A 17,344-nucleotide genomic window follows, 5' to 3' on the forward strand; every position below is an offset into this window, starting at 1 on the left:
TAAACTATTTATAGTTGCCAATTTGCTGGATTGGTGAGTCTTGGATCATTTACAGTCATTTCATTGAGCACGTCGTGAGAGATTTTGATGCTGCTTTGATAGGCCTCTAAAATTTGCTCTAACTCAGACTCTGAGTTCACACCGACAACTATTTTATCTATTTCATCTTCTTTTAAAGCATATGCAAGGCTGAGTGTTAGTGCCGATACACCAAGATGCTGCGCTAACTGATGAAATGATTCTAAATTTTGCTTCCAAGGTTTAAAGTAACTAGCTAACTCATTGATGGGCATTAATAACAAGCCTTGTAAAAAACAAGATCTAGCGTGCACTTGAGTATTGTTTTTACTTAGTAATGAAAGAGCGCCAGTGTCTTTAAAGTAGGTATCAAATGCATTATAAGGTATTTGCACAAGGTTTATTTCGCTCAACTGTGTGAAGCTATCCATCTCAGCACCTGAATACAAAGAAACTCCTTTACTCGCTAATTGATTTTCTAATTGTCGTTGTTTTAAACACGCTAAAACGGGCGCTACACCTTGTTTCTCAATGTCGCTTGCTTCGTGAAATAGGATTGCGTTTAGTTTTTGAGTTTTAAAATCTGAAAAACATTGCTCAATTAATGCAATGTAATTATCTGCATCCTGATTAGAAAATTGCTCTTTTTGTAGAGGAGGTAACTTAGTAACTATGTTAAAGCTGTCATTAATCGAAGGATAGGATGCCAACACTTTGTGACTTTCGCCGTAACCAAGCGCGGTATCTAATGTTGTAATGCCTGCGTCTTTTGCAATATCTAAAATGGCATGAGCCTTGGCAATGCTTGGTTGACCACGCTTATTACTGACACCGTAATTTAAGCCAAATTGCACTGTACCTAGAGCAAGCTTCATACTAAACCAATCAATGTATCGATAACTAATTGCTGCTCATCTTCTGTCATAGTTGGGTGCAGAGGAATAGTAACAGCCTGTTTGTAGTAAGTTTCTGCATTTGGATAATCACCTTCCGAAAAGCCTAAAGCTTGATAATAAGGCTGTAAATGGATCGGTATATAATGCAAGTGAGCAATAACTCCTTGCTCGCGCATACCTGTAATGACTGACTTGTGTTTTTCTACGTTACATTGGGTTAAACGAACAATATATAAATGGTAGCTAGAGTAACAATCATCCGATTGTGTTAAATGAGCTAGCGTTGAATTTGCAAACGCATGGTTATATGTTGTTGCAATGTCGTTTCTCACTGATACAAAGTTGTCTAGCTGCTTTAACTGACTCAGTCCTAAAGCGGCTTGCATATCAGTCATTCTATAATTAAAACCAAGCTCTAACTGTTGATAATACCAAGGGCCGTGACTTGGCTCGGTCATTTCTTCAGGAATATTAGTAATACCATGGCTTCGCAAGCGGCTCATTTTTTTGTTGAGCTCAGCACAGTTGGTAACCGCCATCCCCCCTTCAGCAGATGTAATTATCTTGACTGGATGAAAGCTAAACACAGTAATATCTGAATAAATACAGCTGCCAACAGGCTTATCTTTGTACTTCGCGCCAATAGCATGCGAGGCATCTTCAATAACCTTAAAACCATACTCTTTGGCAAGTGCTTTGATTGCTGCCATATCGCATGACTGACCAGCTAAATGAACAGGGATCACGACTTTAGGAAGTTGCTGGCTTTGTTTGGCTAACGTTAGCTTTTCTTGAAGCGCTGCAACAGACATATTGCCTGTTTCAAGGTCGATATCAACAAAATCGATGTCTGCGCCACAATACAGGGCGCAGTTACTCGATGCGACAAAGGAGATTGGCGACGTCCATACAATGTCACCTTTACCTACGCCTAAAGCAAGGCAAGCAATATGTAACGCTGAAGTCGCACTGTTAGTGGCACAGGCATAGTGAGCATCACAATATTCTGCAATGGCACTTTCAAATGCTGGAACAGCAGGGCCCTGTGTTAACCAGTCAGACTTTAATACATCAATTACGGCATTGATGTCTTCTTGCGAAATACTTTGTTTGCCGTAAGGAATTACCTTATTCGTCATAATAAATTTTACAATAATGCTTGAACATTGAAGTTTTTAATTTCTTCAATACTCATATATTCAGGGTTATCAAGCGAGTTATACTCGAAACCTTGGGTAACTTTTTTGCCTTTTTCACCAATAGCATTCACAGTAAAATCATTGCTACGACTACTGAATTTTATACCCGGAGCGATAACAAAGTGGTCGCTATATTCGTACGTTTCAAAGCATAAGTCGGCCGGGCACATGACCTCATGTAACTTTTCACCTGGTCGAATACCTATAACCTTAATTGGTAATTCAGGTGCCATTGCTTTGGCAAGATCAGTAATACGAATTGAAGGGATCTTCGGAACGAAAATTTCGCCACCTAACATACGCTCAAAGTTAGTTAAAACAAAATCAACACCTTGTTGCAGGCTAATCCAAAAGCGAGTCATTTCTTCATGAGTAATTGGTATATGGTCGCGGCCTTGGTCGATAAACTTTTGGAAAATAGGCACAACAGAGCCACGCGAACACACTACGTTACCGTATCTTACTACTGAAAAAGTTGTTTTATGGCCGCCAGCAATATTATTAGCAGCAACAAATAACTTGTCTGATGCAAGTTTTGTCGCACCATATAAGTTGATTGGATTCGCGGCTTTATCAGTCGACAGTGCAATGACTTTTTCTACGTTATTATCAAGGGCGGCGTCAATTACATTCTCTGCGCCATTGATATTAGTTTTGATGCACTCCATTGGGTTGTATTCAGCGGCTGGAACTTGTTTTAATGCTGCTGCGTGAATCACATAGTTCACGCCGCGCATAGCACGGCGAAGCCTTTCTTTATCGCGTACATCACCAATAAAATACCGCATACACGGTTGGTCAAACTCTTGCTGCATTTCAAACTGTTTGAGTTCGTCCCGTGAGAAGATAATAATCTTCTTGGGTTTATAACGTTCTAGAAGCGTTTTGACGTATTTTTTACCGAATGAACCGGTACCACCGGTAATTAAAATTGTTTTATTGTCGAACATAGTGTTACCCGAGTTATTTTTCATTGGCGTTTGATACGCAAAGTGAGAATTTTGACACAATTCTCAGTAATTTAACTATTAACTAATACACTAGCAAGTCAGATGCCAAGTTAATTTATCTAAACCATGGTACAAAGTACAAAATTTGGCAAATTAAGCTATAATTTAAGCAATCGGTTTGTCGGAGGCCGCCATGAAAATTCAATCACCCAATACCGGGTTTTTAAACCAAACTCAGCAAACGGGTAATAAGCTTACTGAGCAACTAGCATCAGGTAAAAAAGTAAACTCAGCGGCAGATGATGCCGCTGCACTGCAAATTATTGATCGATTAACATCGCAGCAAGATGGCTACAGTCAAGCAATTAACAATGCTTACGACGGCATTTCTTACTCACAAGTGACAGAGTCAAATCTATCTGGTGTAAATGATGCCGTTTCTCGCATTCGAGAGCTGTCTATTCAAGCGGGTAATGGTGCGCTCACAGACAGTGATAGGGCTGCACTTCAAGAAGAAGTGTCGCAATTACAAACGCAAATATCAGAAACATTCGAAAATGCCACATTCGGTGGTAAACCTCTATTTGATGGTGAGCAAGTGTCGTTTCAAGTTGGTCCTGATGCCAACACCACACAATCAGTGACGCCATCTGATGGCAGTATTGCTTCAGTTATTGCAGGAATCGATATTTCAACCCAAGCAGGAGCTCAAGCTGCGATTGATATTAGCGACCAAGCAGCTGAGGAAATTAACACCCAAAGAGCTGAGCTAGGCGCTTTTCAAAACACCTTGGCGAGTACGATAAAAGGTTTAGGCAACCAGCGAGAGAACATTGCTGCGAGCCAAAGCCGAATAGAAGATACTGACTATGCAAAAGCTGTGTCTGATCAAGTAGCTAATGATATTTTATCGCAAGCATCGATTGCCTTACGTGGTCAGGCAAATCGTTCAGCCGAATCTATATTAGGTTTACTTTAATTCTTTAGTATTAAATTTTAGTGCTAAGTGACTATTTTTTGGCGTTGATGTCAATAAATTGCCGCTTAGCGCTTGCATCCCTCCTAAACTCGCTTACAATTTAGAAATTAACTAACCTCGTGGTAACTGTGGTTCGCCAATAATGATCTTAATTTTAGACAATAATAATAATCGTGCGATAGGTTTACATGCAGCACTTACCTTCATTGGTGAAACTGCACAATTAGTTGATGAGACTACATTACAGTCTTTTTGTGAAAAACATCAACAGCAAGAATGTATGGTCATTCTTGGTGCTTTACAGCAGCTAAATCACGAGGCTGTGATCAAACAGTTTCCTGCCATTCCGTTTTTATTAATTGGTGAAACACTCAAACCGTTACTAAGCATTGCTAATGTAGTTGGTTTAATTTGTGAGCCGTTTAACCATGATGTTACTACTCAGCTATTGCATGATTGTCAGCAATATCAGCGCATGCTACCGGGTGACCATAAACAAGCTAAATCTAACAAATCATTTGATGGTTTAGTCGGTGAAACCGAAGCCGTAAAAGATGTGCGCTTTTTAATTGAACAAGTAGCTAAAACCGATGCCAATGTGCTGATCTTAGGTGAGTCAGGCACAGGTAAAGAAGTTGTTGCACGTAACGTTCATTTACTCTCTAAACGAAATACCGGGCCATTTGTGCCGGTAAACTGTGGTGCTATCCCAGGCGAGCTTCTTGAAAGTGAGCTATTTGGCCACGAAAAAGGTGCTTTTACGGGCGCTATTTCTGCACGAAAAGGGCGTTTTGAATTAGCGCAAGGCGGTACGCTGTTTCTAGATGAAATTGGTGATATGCCTTTGCAAATGCAGGTTAAACTACTACGTGTGTTGCAAGAGCGTAGCTATGAGCGAGTAGGGGGTACTAAGCCTATTCAAGCTGATGTACGAATTATTGCTGCAACCCATCGCAATCTTGAAGAAATGATTGAACAGGGCGACTTCCGTGAAGACCTTTTCTATCGTTTAAACGTATTTCCAATTGAAAACCCTTCGCTTAGTGAGCGTGCCGACGACATTCCTCTACTTTTAAAAGAGCTAATGCGTCGTGTGAACGAGCAAAGTGGCACAACGGCCAAATTTACTGAGCGTGCGATTCAAAGCTTAAAAGAGCATGCGTGGCCGGGGAATATTCGTGAGCTTGCTAACTTAGTTGAGCGCATGGTAATCATGTTCCCTGATAAAGTAGTTGATGTGCCAGACCTTCCAGCTAAATATCGTTATATTGAAGTTGAGGCTTATGAGCCTGAGTACCCAGAAGAGTTGATGGAGCGAGATGCTTTCAACGATATTTTCAGTACTGGCTTTAGTGATTATGATGATGAAGAACCTGATGTACCAGCAACAACGGTTGACTCAGGTTTACTACCAGATGAAGGAATTGAGCTGAAAGAGTATCTTGCTGAGCTAGAAATTAGCTTAATCAGCCAAGCATTAGAGCGCTATGATTACGTTGTTGCACGTGCTGCCGAAATTTTAGGTGTTAGGCGCACCACACTGGTCGAAAAAATGAAGAAATACAACCTAACGCGTGACTAAGCTGCGTTAGGTGTCTTCCTCGGTTTTATCTTTTTAATATTCACTAATTATCTCAGCTTTTCTAAAGCAATCATTGCTATGGTCATTTACCATGCCACAGGCCTGCATGTGGGCATACACCGTCGTCGGGCCTAAAAACTTAAAGCCGCGCTTTTTTAAATCTTTGGCGAATGCTGTTGAGGCTTCAGTAATAGCAGGGTAATCCTCTAATTTATCAAGGTTGTTTACCAATGGCTTGCCACCAACAAACTGCCATTGGTAATTTGAGAAACTACCAAACTCTTTTTGAATCTCAATAAAACGTTGCGCATTATTGATAGTGGCTGCGATTTTAGCGCGATTACGAATAATACCTTCAAACTGCATTAACCTTTCGACGTCGTCTTCGGTCATTTTGGCAACCTCTTCGACAACAAAGTTTTTAAAGGCACTGCGATAGCCATCACGCTTTTTAAGTATGGTATACCAACTCAGTCCCGCTTGTGCTGACTCTAAGGTTATAAATTCAAATAAGCGGTGATCATCATACAATGGCACCCCCCATTCTTGGTCGTGATAGGCCACATAATCTTCTTTGCTGGTATCGAGCCATGGGCAACGGCAATGGTGTTCTTTTTGCATTATTCCCTCGCGATTGTCATTTTTTTGTCAGTGTTATTTGGTCTTTAATTTATTGAAATAAAACAAAAATAAATTTGGTACGGATTGTGCATTTAGCTTGGTAGACACGATTTTTTGAGTATCGATTATGGCCTTAGCAAATGTCCTAAAACCACAATTTATCACAGCCAAACAATATAACCCATGCTTACAACAAGAAGAGTATGTTGGTGAATTGAGTGAGCTGCGCCTACAAGCCAGTTGGTTAGGTCATTTGGTTGATACCATGCCTGCGGGTGTGGTGGTTTTAGATGGCCGAGGCATGATCGCAAAAGCCAATCAAATTGCCATTGATATGCTAGGTGAACCCCTCGAAGGTGAAAAGTGGTTTAGCGTAATTCAACGCTCATTTCGACCACAGCAAGACGATGGACATGAAGTATCACTTAAGGATGGCCGTTTAATTAAGCTTGATATTACTGCGCTTGCTCCAGAGCCAGGACAGTTAATTTTAATGACAGATTTAACTGAAACCAGACGCTTACAAAAGCGAGTTGCACATATGCAGCGCTTAAGTGCGCTTGGCAAAATGGTTGCTTCGCTTGCTCATCAGGTCAGAACACCGTTATCAGCGGCCATGCTGTATGCCGCAAATTTAGGCTCAAAGCGATTGCCTGAAAGCTCGCGTGGCAACTTTCATACGAAGCTAATGTCGCGTTTAAAAGACTTAGAAACCCAAGTGAACGATATGCTGTTATTTGCCAAAAGTGGTGAGCAACAAGTTGTCGAAAGCGTTTCAATGCAACAGTTACTTAATGAAGTAAAAGCCGGTGCTGATGCTATGGTTGCACAAAATAACAGTGAACTTAGCGTGAACTTGCCTGAGCCAGATATTGAAATTATGGGTAATAAAACTGCTCTGGCGAGTGCTATTCAAAACCTGATCCACAATAGTATTCAAATTATTGGCTCTGAGGCTGTGGTAACCCTGAGTGCCGAACGTGACGAAACTAGCGAAAACTGTGTTCGTATAAGTGTCAGTGATAATGGCCCAGGTGTTGATTTACGTCATGCCAACAAATTATTCGAACCTTTTTACACTACCAAAAGCCAAGGCACGGGGCTTGGACTTGCAGTTGTAAGTTCAGTCGCCAATGCGCACCAAGGACGGGTTGAAGTGACTAATAATGCTCATGGGGGAGCATGTTTTAGTTTGATCTTGCCAATTAGTGCAGAACCAATGTCAGCGGAGGCAAAATGAATACTAACTCTATTTTAGTCGTTGAAGACGACGCAGGCTTACGAGAAGCACTGATCGATACCCTTGAAATGTCGGGTATTGATTGCGTTGCTGCAGATAGCGCCGAACAAGCGATGATCTTGCTTAAGCAAAATAGCTATTCATTGGTTGTTAGTGATGTGCAAATGGGCGCTATGAGCGGCCTTGACCTACTACGTAGCATTAAACTTAATTATCCTGAGCTGCCGGTCTTAATGATGACGGCCTATGCCACTATTGATGATGCTGTAGAAGCAATGCGTTTAGGCGCGATTGATTACATGGCAAAGCCGTTTGCTCCAGAAGTGCTCCTTAATATGGTGAGTCGTTATTTGCCTGAAAAGGAAAAAGAAACCGATGGCCCAATTGTTGCCGATCCGTCAAGTATTAAGCTATTAGAGCTCGCGAGCAAAGTTGCCCGCTCAGATGCCAGTGTAATGGTACTCGGCCCAAGTGGCTCGGGTAAAGAAGTCTTGGCTCGTTTTATCCACGATAAATCAAATCGTAGCGATGCCCCCTTTGTGGCTATTAACTGCGCTGCTATTCCTGAAAACATGCTTGAAGCAACCTTATTCGGTTACGAAAAAGGGGCGTTTACCGGCGCTATTCAAGCCTGTCCGGGTAAATTTGAGCAAGCTCAAGGTGGTACCATCTTACTTGATGAAATCACTGAGATGGATTTAGGCTTGCAAGCTAAATTACTGCGTGTACTTCAAGAGCGCGAAGTAGAGCGCTTAGGCGGTCGTAAAACCATAGAGCTTGATGTTCGCGTACTTGCTACAAGTAACCGAGATTTGAAAGAAGCGGTGAGCGAAAACCTATTTAGAGAAGATTTATATTATCGCTTAAATGTATTCCCGCTAATGTGGAAACCATTAGCAGAGCGTCCTGGCGACATTATTGTATTGGCTGAGCATTTAATTGAGCGTCATTGTCTGAAAAGTAAAGAGCCTATCGCTCAACTAAGTGAGGGTGCGAAACAAAAGCTGCTATCGCATGCTTGGCCAGGTAATGTACGAGAGCTTGATAACGTTATTCAACGGGCGTTGATATTATGCGATGGGAATAGTATTCATCAAGATGATGTCTTTATTGAAGAGTTGCTTACGGTTGATATCAAGCCAGTCGCTACGCCGCCACACAACGCACCGGCATATCAAGAACAGCCTGTTGAAGTTAATTTAGATACCGTGCCACAAGTGAGTGAGCAAGGTAATTACAAAGACGAGCTGAAAGACAAAGAGCATCGTATTATTTTAGAAACCTTAGCGCGCTGTAATGGTAAACGCAAAGAGGTTGCAGAAACCTTAGGTATTAGTCCGCGCACGTTACGTTATAAACTGGCGCAAATGCGAGACTTGGGTATAGCCTTACCTGCATAAACTCCTTCCAAAAAGTTGCTCAAACAAGCTCACATTTTTGTGAGCTTGTTTGCTGTCAAAACTCTGACATGCAAAATTAATGATTCAAGCCATTGAATTTAAATGGTTTATTTTGTGGCACGGTTTGTGCTTTATCAGTGTATAAGTAAACTGCATTGTCAGAGAGTATTATGAAAGTTCAAAACAGCGCATTATTTCAAGAAATGCAAGCTATGGCTTCAGAAGTAGGCCGTAGTAACTCAATTAATAATTTACCAACACAAACTCAGCCAACATCGTCGGCACAGTTTGGTGATTTACTTACCAATGCACTTGATACAGTGAATGGCTTACAACAAGATGCTAAGCAAAAAGTAACAGCAATGGAAATGGGCGATCGCAGTGTTTCTTTAGCTGACGTAATGATTGCTTCGCAAAAATCATCAGTCGCGTTTGAAGCTACGGTGCAAGTTCGAAATAAACTTGTTGAAGCTTATAAAGAAATCATGAACATGCCTGTGTAACTAGGTAGTGGAGAATTATTGTGGCGCAATCTAATCAATCAACTGATCTAGCCTTAGCAGGCGGCGGTATCGACTCAACCGATACTGATGATCAACAAGAGCAAAAGTCAGGCTACCTAAGTGCCTTAAACGGTGTAGATGTTTTACGCCAGGTTACTTTAGTGATCGCTTTGGCAATCTGTTTGGCTATCGCAATTTTTATTATTATTTGGGCTCGTCAACCAGATATGCGTCCGCTTGGCAAAATGCCAACGGAAGAGCTTATTCAAACGCTGGACTTTTTAGACGCTCAAAAGATTGATTATGAACTTGATGGTAACGTCATCTCTGTTGAAGAAGGTGAATACCAAAACATTAAATTATTGATGGCTCGTGAAGGTCTAGAGCAAGCGCCAAGCTCAGGTACTGACATCATCATGCAAGACATGGGGTTTGGTGTTAGCCAACGCCTTGAACGTGAACGTTTAAAACATGGTCGTGAGCAACAGCTTGCACGTACCATCGAAGAGCTAAAAAATGTTACTCGCGCCAAAGTACTTTTAGCTATTCCAAAAGAAAACGTATTTGCTCGTCGTGAAAAACAACCTTCAGCGACGGTAGTGCTTACTTTAAAACGCGGTCGTACACTTGACGGTGAAGAAGTTGACTCAGTAGTTGATATTGTTGCCTCAGCAGTCCAAGGTTTATCGCCAGAGCGTGTTACTGTTACCGATCAAAATGGTCGCTTACTTAATTCAGGTTCACAAAACTCACTTGCTGCTCGCTCTCGTAAAGAGTATGAAATTGAACGTAAGCGTGAAGAAGAGTACTTAAATAAAATCGATAGCATCCTTATTCCAGTTGTAGGCTTAGGTAACTATACCGCGCAAGTCGATTTAAATATGGACTTTAGTGCAGTCGAAGAAACACAAAAACGTTATAACCCAGACTTACCAGCAGTGCGCAGTGAAACCACGTTCGAAGAAAACAACATCGGTGGTCTTGCAGTGGGCATTCCTGGTGCGCTAACGAATCAGCCGCCAGTTAACTCTAATATTCCAGAAATTGCAGGCCAAGGTGGAGCAGGCTCAGCAACGAACCCAAGTCGTTCGCATAAAGAAGCAACACGTAACTATGAGCTTGATACAACTATTTCGCATAAGCGTCAGCAAACCGGTGTTATCCGTCGCATCAGTGTTTCAGTTGCCGTTGATTATGTACCGCAGGTGGGTGAAAATGGTGAAACAACCATGGTTCCTCGCTCTGTAGAAGCATTGTCAAATATTCGTCGTTTATTACAAGGCGGTGTTGGTTTTGATATGCAGCGTGGTGATGCACTTGAGGTTGTCACAGTGCCATTTGTTCGTGAAGATGCTGGTGAAGCGATTGAAGTTCCACTTTGGGAGCAAGATTGGTTCATGAAGATGCTACGCTTAGCATTAGGTGCACTGGTTATCATCGTACTGATTGTCTTTGTAGTAAGACCTATGCTGAAACGTCTAATTTACCCAGACGATACACTAGAAGAATATGATGAAGATGCATTAAGTGCAGGTGTAGATATTGGTGATAGCACGCTAGATATGCTAAATAAAGACTTTGACTCTGCTGCTGTAGGATTCTCAAGTGATGGTACACTACAGCTGCCAGACTTACATGGCGATGAAGATTTACTCAAAGCAGTTCGTGCATTGGTTGCAAATGAACCAGAACTGTCTTCTCAAGTAGTGAAAGCGTGGTTAACAGAAGATGACTGATCAAGAACAAAAACAACTACCACCGGCGTTTGATGTTGATAAATTAGACGGTGTGGATAAGGCGGCAATTTTATTGCTGAGCTTATCAGAAGAAGATGCTGCGCAAATCCTTAAGCACTTAGAGCCAAAGCAAGTGCAAAAAGTGGGTATGGCAATGGCTGCGCTAGATGATTTATCGCAAGCGAAAATTAGCGCAGTCCATAATTTGTTTATTGAGCAAATTCAGAGCTTCAGTACCATTGGCTTCCAGTCTGAAGACTTTATCAAAAAAGCCCTTACAGCAGCGCTTGGTGAAGACAAGGCAGCCAGCCTTATTGACCAAATTGTTATGGGCTCAGGGGCGAAAGGTCTTGATTCATTGAAGTGGATGGATTCAAAGCAAGTGGCGAATATTATTCGCAACGAGCACCCGCAAATTCAAACCATTGTTTTATCGTATTTAGAGCCAGAGCAATCAGCGGAAATCTTGTCGCAATTCCCAGAAAAAGTGCGCTTAGATTTAACTATGCGTATTGCAAACCTTGAAGAAGTTCAACCAGCAGCATTGCAAGAGTTGAATGAAATCATGGAGAAACAGTTCGCAGGTCAAGCTGGTGCGCAAGCTGCGAAAATGGGTGGCTTGAAAGCGGCTGCTGATATCATGAACTACCTAGATACCAATGTTGAAGGTCAGTTAATGGATTCAATCCGTGAACACGATGAAGAGATGTCACAGCAAATCCAAGACCTTATGTTTGTCTTTGAGAACTTAATGGATGTTGAAGACCGTGGTATTCAAGCGATCCTTCGTGAAGTACAGCAAGATGTATTAATGAAAGCAATTAAAGGTACTGACGAAGCATTAAAAGAGAAGATTTTGGGTAATATGTCAAAACGTGCTGCTGAATTACTCGCTGATGATCTTGAGGCAATGGGCCCTGTTCGTATTAGTGAAGTAGAAGCGGCACAGAAAGAAATTCTTTCTACGGCACGTCGTTTAGCTGACTCAGGCGAAATTATGCTTGGTGGCGGTGGTGGTGAGGAGTTCCTGTAAGCCATGAGTAAGTCTTCATTTCATACAGGACGCCCAGTGCATGCCAGTGAGGCTGCCGATGAATTATTGGAAAACTGGCCAATTCCTGAAGTGACGCAAGATACAACAAAACTCGCCGGACGTTCAACGGCATATGGCACGCCTTTAGCTGACTTATATCGTAAAGAGCAGCAAAAGCAGCAGGCCGAAGAGCAGCCAGAAGAGCCTGAAATTCCGTCGCTAACAATGGCTGAGCTTGAAAAAATCCGTCAAGATGCCTACGAAGAAGGATTAAAGCAAGGCCATGAGCAAGGCTATATAGATGGTTTTGAAAAAGGCGCACATGAGGGAAAAGAAGCTGGCTTTAAAGAAGGTGTTGAGCTTGGTAAGGAGCAAGGCCAAGAAGAAATAAAGCCAATTTTAGAAGAGCAGCTGACCAACTTAAGAAGCTTACTTGATAGCCTTTCTCAACCATTATGTAAAGTCGATGAAAGTGCCGAAAAGCAGTTAGTGCAGTTAGCTGTAATGTTAACTGAAGTTTTAGTTTACCAAGAAATTAAAACCTCACCAGAAGTCATTTTACATGCTTTGAAGCAAGCTATTGATGCGTTAGGTGAAGAACAAGCGAAAGTACGTATTCACTTACATCCTGATGATATTGCTTTAATTACCGAAAGTTATGGCGAACAAACTATCGCAGATAACCACTGGCAGTTAGTTGCAGAGCCGACTTTAGAACGTGGTGGCTGCGAAATTAAAACCCCGCAATCATCCCTCGACATGACAATAAAAACCCGCGTCAAAGAAACGTTGGAAAACTTTTTGCATAGCAGTGGTATCTAATACTTTTTAGGCTCATTATGAGTGTTCAATCAATGACTCTAAGCGAACGCTTACAGCGCTATGAAAAAAATATCAAGGCCCCAAAACCAGCTGTTGCCGGTATTCTGACGCGTGTCGTTGGTTTAACGCTAGAAGCAAAAGGGCTTAGAGCACCTGTTGGCAGTCAATGTAAAATTGAAACCATTAACGGCTTTGTTGATGCTGAAGTCGTTGGTTTTAATGACCAAACACTTTACTTGATGCCAAATGATCACATCTCTGGCGTACTGCCTGGTGCACGAGTTATCCCAAAGCTAAATGAAACTGGGTTGCCTGTCGGCATGAGTTTACTTGGCCGTGTAGTGGATGGCCTTGGTCGGCCACTTGATGGCTTAGGTGCCATTAATGCTGAGCATCACTTAAAGTTTGCGCAAAACTCAATTAACCCTCTTGCAAGACGACCAATTAGTCAGCCTATGGATGTAGGTGTTCGAGCCATCAACTCCGTTATTACCGTAGGTCAAGGCCAGCGTATGGGTCTGTTTGCAGGCTCTGGTGTCGGTAAATCAGTGTTACTGGGTATGATGACTCGCGGCTCTGAAGCAGATGTAATTGTGGTAGGTCTTGTGGGTGAACGTGGTCGTGAGGTAAAAGAGTTCATTGAAGAAATTTTAGGTGTTGAAGGGCGTAAGCGCTCAGTGGTGGTTGCAGCTCCTGCGGATGCTTCACCATTAATGCGTTTAAAAGGCTGTGAAAGTGCAGTGACCATTGCGGAATACTTTCGCGATCAAGGTCTTAACGTATTGTTATTACTTGACTCCGTTACCCGTTATGCCATGGCGCAACGTGAAATTGCCCTAGCAGTTGGCGAGCCTCCTGCGACTAAGGGGTATCCGCCTTCAGTATTTGCTAAACTGCCTGCGCTGGTGGAACGTGCCGGTAATGGTGGTGAAGGGCAAGGTTCAATCACCGCGTTTTTCACTGTGCTTAGTGAAGGGGATGATATGCAAGATCCAATTGCTGACTCTGCTCGCGCTATATTAGATGGCCACATTGTTTTATCTCGAGATTTAGCTGACAGTGGTCATTATCCGGCTATTGATATCGAAAAATCGATTTCTCGTGTTATGCCACAAGTTGTATCTGAAGCGCATATGCAACAAGCTCGAGTGCTAAAACAAGTGTATTCAATGTACCAACAGAACAAAGATATGATCACACTAGGTGCGTACCAAAAAGGCACCGACCCTATGCTTGACCAAGCAATTAATATGATGCCACGTGTGAATCAATTCCTTCAGCAAGGCATGAAAGATGTGATCAGTTATGATGATGGTCTGCAAGGTCTTGCGCAGTTATTAGGACAAGGTTAATGGCTCAAAGTAAACTTGATTTATTGTTAAAGCTTGAGAGTGATAAAGAAGAATCTTTACGCATGGATTATTTAAAAGCCCAGCAGCACTTACAAAGCAATCAACAAAAACTGCAAGGGCTGAATAACTTTCGCATGGAGTATTCTCAGCAGCTGCATTTGAAAGGTCGCTCTGGTTTGTCTAGTGCTGGGTTTAGTCAATATCATGCCTTTATCGCAAAAATTGAAGAAGCAATACGCCAGCAAGCCAGCACAGTAAATACTGCAAAACAAGTTGTTACGCAGCGCAAAGCATTGTGGTTAAAACAACAAGTGAAAGCAAAAGCAGTAGCGAAATTAATCGAAAAGCAAGCTGAAAAACAAGCAATGCAAGTGGCTAAAGCGGAGCAAAAAATGCTGGATGAATTCGCTTCAAATCAGTTTTATCAACGTCAACTTAAAAACGCACTTCTCTAAAATACTATCTTTTTTAGGCATGTTAATTGCATTTACCTAACCAGTAGCATTAATTTTGGCACTTGCGGCGGCAAATTGCCTCTTTAGTTTTAGGTGAATTATGGCGATCAGTGATATCAATTTGCAGGTTAAAACTGAGCAAGGTACTGGTTTTTCAGGCAAAGACTCAGAGTCTAGCGACAAAGCATCGGGCTTAAGTTTTTTAACTTCACTTACAGAAGCAAGTGAAGCGGCAAACGCGCAAGCAAATACCACCCCTCAAACAAAAAGTGATGCAGATACTCATTCTGTTGATGAAACTAAAGCTGTCAGTATTTCTGAAGAGTCTAAATCAGATGCCAAATTAGGCGACGAAAACACAACTGCTGATGCTAAAGTTGCAACTGCTACCACGTCTACACAGCAGCAATCTAAAACAAGTCCAGATATTCGTAATGAAGCTGTAACTAAAGAGCAAAGCGATGAACTTGCTCTTGTAGAAGATGAAGAAAACTCACTGCTTTCGCAAATTAATGCGGCTCAAGCTATGAGTACGCGTGTTAATAAATTGATTGAAAATAATGATTTTAGTCCTGTAGTTGTTGATAAAAAACCAACCCCAATCGATACCATTACACCTGTTATACCTTCACCGATGACAGACGTTGCACAAACCGATGATTCAAAAGCCGACGCTGAAGGCGACAATTCAATAGCAAGCTTATTACATAAGTCTAAAGTTGCGACAGCGGTAGATAGCCAGCTAAAAGCGATTGGCGATTTACCACCAAAAGATAGCGTGACTCCGATTGTTGATGGTCCATTAACAGACAAAGAAAAGCAGGGTGTTTCAGCTGTTAATACGCCGGATACAAAACCTCAGGTAGCTAACTTTGCCAGTGCAACACAAACAACTGACAGTAAAGAGACCACCGTTGATGTAGACGCTCTGTTAAATAGCGCTCAGAAACAGGCTGTGAATTCAGGCGCTACAAAAACATCTGATGGCAAAGAACTTGGCGTAAATGAGGCAAGTAAAACTGTTTTAAATAAGGTGGTTGCAGATTTAAATAGCGATGCTCAAGTAGATACAAAAACAGCTGAAGTTAATTCAAAACAAACACAAAGCTACACTGACAAAACAGCAGCAAATTTCAGTGCTGAGCAAAGCATTGCTAAAAACATTGAAGCTGGCACGGCAAAAGTGGCAGATAAACCAGCTGACGCAGCTGCCAAAATTGATCAAGCCGTAACAGAAAAACCAGTTTTAGATAAACCAGTAACAGATAAGTCAATCGTTAGCTTGCTGGCCAAAGTACAAAGTGGCGATGGACAGGCTGTAAGTGAGTTCGCTAAAGGTGTATCGCTAACCTCTGATCAACAAAAGCAACTTGAGCAACAAATAAATCAACTTAAAGCTGATAATAAGCTCGGTGCTGATGAGGTGGCAACAATCAAGTCGCTATTGACTGATGTGAACAGTAGTAAGCCTACAACGCAAACTGCACAGAGTCCTGTATCACAACTTGCTGTAGAGCAAGACATTGCTGAAGAAAGCCAGGCAAAACAAGATGCTAAATTAGCTGACAATAAGGCTCTCGATAACAAATTACCTACAGGTGTAGAAAAGCAAATCACGGCGCTGACTAAGGATGAGCAGCAAGCATTGTTAAACAAAGTGAACACTCAGCTGCAAACGTTAACGCCGGGCACTGCTCAGTACGAAAAATTAGCTGCAGCTCAAACTGTGCTGACAGAGGCTATAAATGCCCCTGCAACAGCCAGTACTGCGATGCCAGTAACCGCAGCAACAGTTAATGTTGAAAATAATAAAGCGAAACAAAATAATACCGCGCAAATTACAGCCGATGTGACAAAAGTAGTTGCTAGTGAAGAAGTAACCACAGAGCTTGATACAAAAATTAATACAGAACGTACACAGGAAACTGTTACTGTGCGTGTAGCTCAATTATTTACCCAGCTAACGACTCAAGCAAATGCAACAACACAACCAGGTGCCTATGAGATGGCTCATCAGCAATATGAGCAAGCACTAGAAGTACAAACAATGCATACACAAACAACTGCTCAAACTCAGACTCAATCTAAATCGGTGAATGTTGACCCTGGTGTAATGCAAGCGATTAATATCATAAAAAGTGATGCTGCAAAGATGCTTCAAGAGCGAGTTAGCGCGTTACTAAATATTAATAATAAAGAAGCTGAAATTCGCTTAGATCCGCCAGAAATGGGCAGTATGCAAATTCGTATACGTAGCGATGCGGAGCAAGCTCAAATTAATTTTGTTGTTCAAAATCAGCAGGCTAAAGAAGCTTTAGAGCAATCAATGCCACGCTTACGAGAAATGCTTGCACAGCAGGGTATTGAGCTTGGTGAAAGTAGTATTCAGCAGGGTAACCCTGAGCAACAACAAGAGCAGTCTGGGCAAGGGCAGCTTGCTGGAAATCAACAAGCTGAGGAGCAGCAGCAAGAAGTAACAGCACAAAGCACAGAAACTTCTCGACAACAATCTTCATCATCAATAGATTACTATGCATAAGTCCTGCTATTATAAGAAA

15 protein-coding genes are annotated in these 17,344 nt (G+C 41.9%); 11 read left to right on the forward strand and 4 right to left on the reverse strand.

Features of this window, described 5'->3' with window-relative positions; translation table 11 throughout:
• Positions 1-8: 8 nt before the first annotated feature.
• The 3 genes from VRK28_RS12845 to pseB are packed head-to-tail and all read right to left on the reverse strand — an operon-like array spanning position 9 to position 3,063.
• Complete coding sequence (locus VRK28_RS12845; RefSeq protein WP_062566797.1) at positions 9-893, reverse strand: aldo/keto reductase; 885 nt, start codon at positions 891-893, stop codon at positions 9-11.
• Complete coding sequence (pseC, locus tag VRK28_RS12850) at positions 890-2,053, reverse strand: UDP-4-amino-4,6-dideoxy-N-acetyl-beta-L-altrosamine transaminase (RefSeq protein ID WP_062566798.1); 1,164 nt, start codon at positions 2,051-2,053, stop codon at positions 890-892. Before pseC ends, VRK28_RS12845 begins: the two co-directional genes overlap by 4 nt.
• A gap of 8 nt (positions 2,054-2,061) precedes the next feature.
• Positions 2,062-3,063 carry a UDP-N-acetylglucosamine 4,6-dehydratase (inverting) gene (gene pseB / locus VRK28_RS12855; protein ID WP_062566976.1) on the reverse strand — a complete coding sequence of 334 codons (1,002 nt, stop codon included), beginning with the start codon at positions 3,061-3,063 and terminating at the stop codon, positions 2,062-2,064.
• A 193-nt stretch (positions 3,064-3,256) separates the two neighbouring features.
• Between pseB and VRK28_RS12860 the strand changes: the two genes are divergently transcribed.
• Both VRK28_RS12860 and VRK28_RS12865 read left to right on the forward strand, forming a co-directional pair.
• Entirely contained in the window at positions 3,257-4,042 is a 786-nt protein-coding gene (locus VRK28_RS12860; RefSeq protein ID WP_062566799.1) for a flagellin N-terminal helical domain-containing protein, read from the forward strand.
• A 142-nt stretch (positions 4,043-4,184) separates the two neighbouring features.
• Positions 4,185-5,624, forward strand: a complete 1,440-nt coding sequence (locus tag VRK28_RS12865) for a sigma-54 dependent transcriptional regulator (protein WP_062566800.1) — start codon at positions 4,185-4,187, stop codon at positions 5,622-5,624.
• Positions 5,625-5,657: 33 nt separating this feature from the next.
• Here the strand turns inward: VRK28_RS12865 and VRK28_RS12870 are convergent, their stop codons facing one another.
• On the reverse strand, positions 5,658-6,245 hold the full coding sequence (locus VRK28_RS12870) for a DNA-3-methyladenine glycosylase I (protein ID WP_062566801.1): 588 nt from the start codon (positions 6,243-6,245) through the stop codon (positions 5,658-5,660).
• Between the two features lie 127 nt (positions 6,246-6,372).
• Here VRK28_RS12870 and VRK28_RS12875 point away from each other — a divergent pair, with 127 nt between their 5' ends.
• The 9 genes from VRK28_RS12875 (at position 6,373) to VRK28_RS12915 (ending at position 17,325) form a co-directional block, all read left to right on the forward strand.
• Entirely contained in the window at positions 6,373-7,485 is a 1,113-nt protein-coding gene (locus VRK28_RS12875; protein ID WP_062566802.1) for a sensor histidine kinase, read from the forward strand.
• Positions 7,482-8,885, forward strand: coding sequence for a sigma-54-dependent transcriptional regulator (locus tag VRK28_RS12880; protein ID WP_062566803.1), 1,404 nt, complete (start codon positions 7,482-7,484; stop codon positions 8,883-8,885). Before VRK28_RS12875 ends, VRK28_RS12880 begins: the two co-directional genes overlap by 4 nt.
• 170 nt (positions 8,886-9,055) lie before the next feature.
• Positions 9,056-9,388, forward strand: a complete 333-nt coding sequence (gene fliE / locus VRK28_RS12885; RefSeq protein WP_054562183.1) for a flagellar hook-basal body complex protein FliE — start codon at positions 9,056-9,058, stop codon at positions 9,386-9,388.
• Positions 9,389-9,408: 20 nt separating this feature from the next.
• On the forward strand, positions 9,409-11,124 hold the full coding sequence (gene fliF / locus VRK28_RS12890) for a flagellar basal-body MS-ring/collar protein FliF (protein ID WP_054562182.1): 1,716 nt from the start codon (positions 9,409-9,411) through the stop codon (positions 11,122-11,124).
• Entirely contained in the window at positions 11,117-12,157 is a 1,041-nt protein-coding gene (fliG, locus tag VRK28_RS12895; RefSeq protein ID WP_054553274.1) for a flagellar motor switch protein FliG, read from the forward strand. Before fliF ends, fliG begins: the two co-directional genes overlap by 8 nt.
• A 3-nt stretch (positions 12,158-12,160) precedes the next feature.
• Positions 12,161-12,979, forward strand: a complete 819-nt coding sequence (fliH, locus tag VRK28_RS12900) for a flagellar assembly protein FliH (protein WP_062566804.1) — start codon at positions 12,161-12,163, stop codon at positions 12,977-12,979.
• 17 nt (positions 12,980-12,996) lie between these two features.
• Positions 12,997-14,331 (forward strand): flagellar protein export ATPase FliI, encoded by a 1,335-nt coding sequence (gene fliI, locus VRK28_RS12905; RefSeq protein WP_062566805.1) that lies wholly within the window; start codon positions 12,997-12,999, stop codon positions 14,329-14,331.
• Positions 14,331-14,786 carry a flagellar export protein FliJ gene (gene fliJ / locus VRK28_RS12910; protein ID WP_062566806.1) on the forward strand — a complete coding sequence of 152 codons (456 nt, stop codon included), beginning with the start codon at positions 14,331-14,333 and terminating at the stop codon, positions 14,784-14,786. Before fliI ends, fliJ begins: the two co-directional genes overlap by 1 nt.
• Before the next feature lie 100 nt (positions 14,787-14,886).
• Positions 14,887-17,325, forward strand: a complete 2,439-nt coding sequence (locus VRK28_RS12915; RefSeq protein ID WP_062566807.1) for a flagellar hook-length control protein FliK — start codon at positions 14,887-14,889, stop codon at positions 17,323-17,325.
• Positions 17,326-17,344 lie beyond the last annotated feature (19 nt).

Source organism: Pseudoalteromonas sp. P80D2 (assembly GCF_036680945.1).
Lineage (GTDB): Bacteria > Pseudomonadota > Gammaproteobacteria > Enterobacterales > Alteromonadaceae > Pseudoalteromonas > Pseudoalteromonas shioyasakiensis.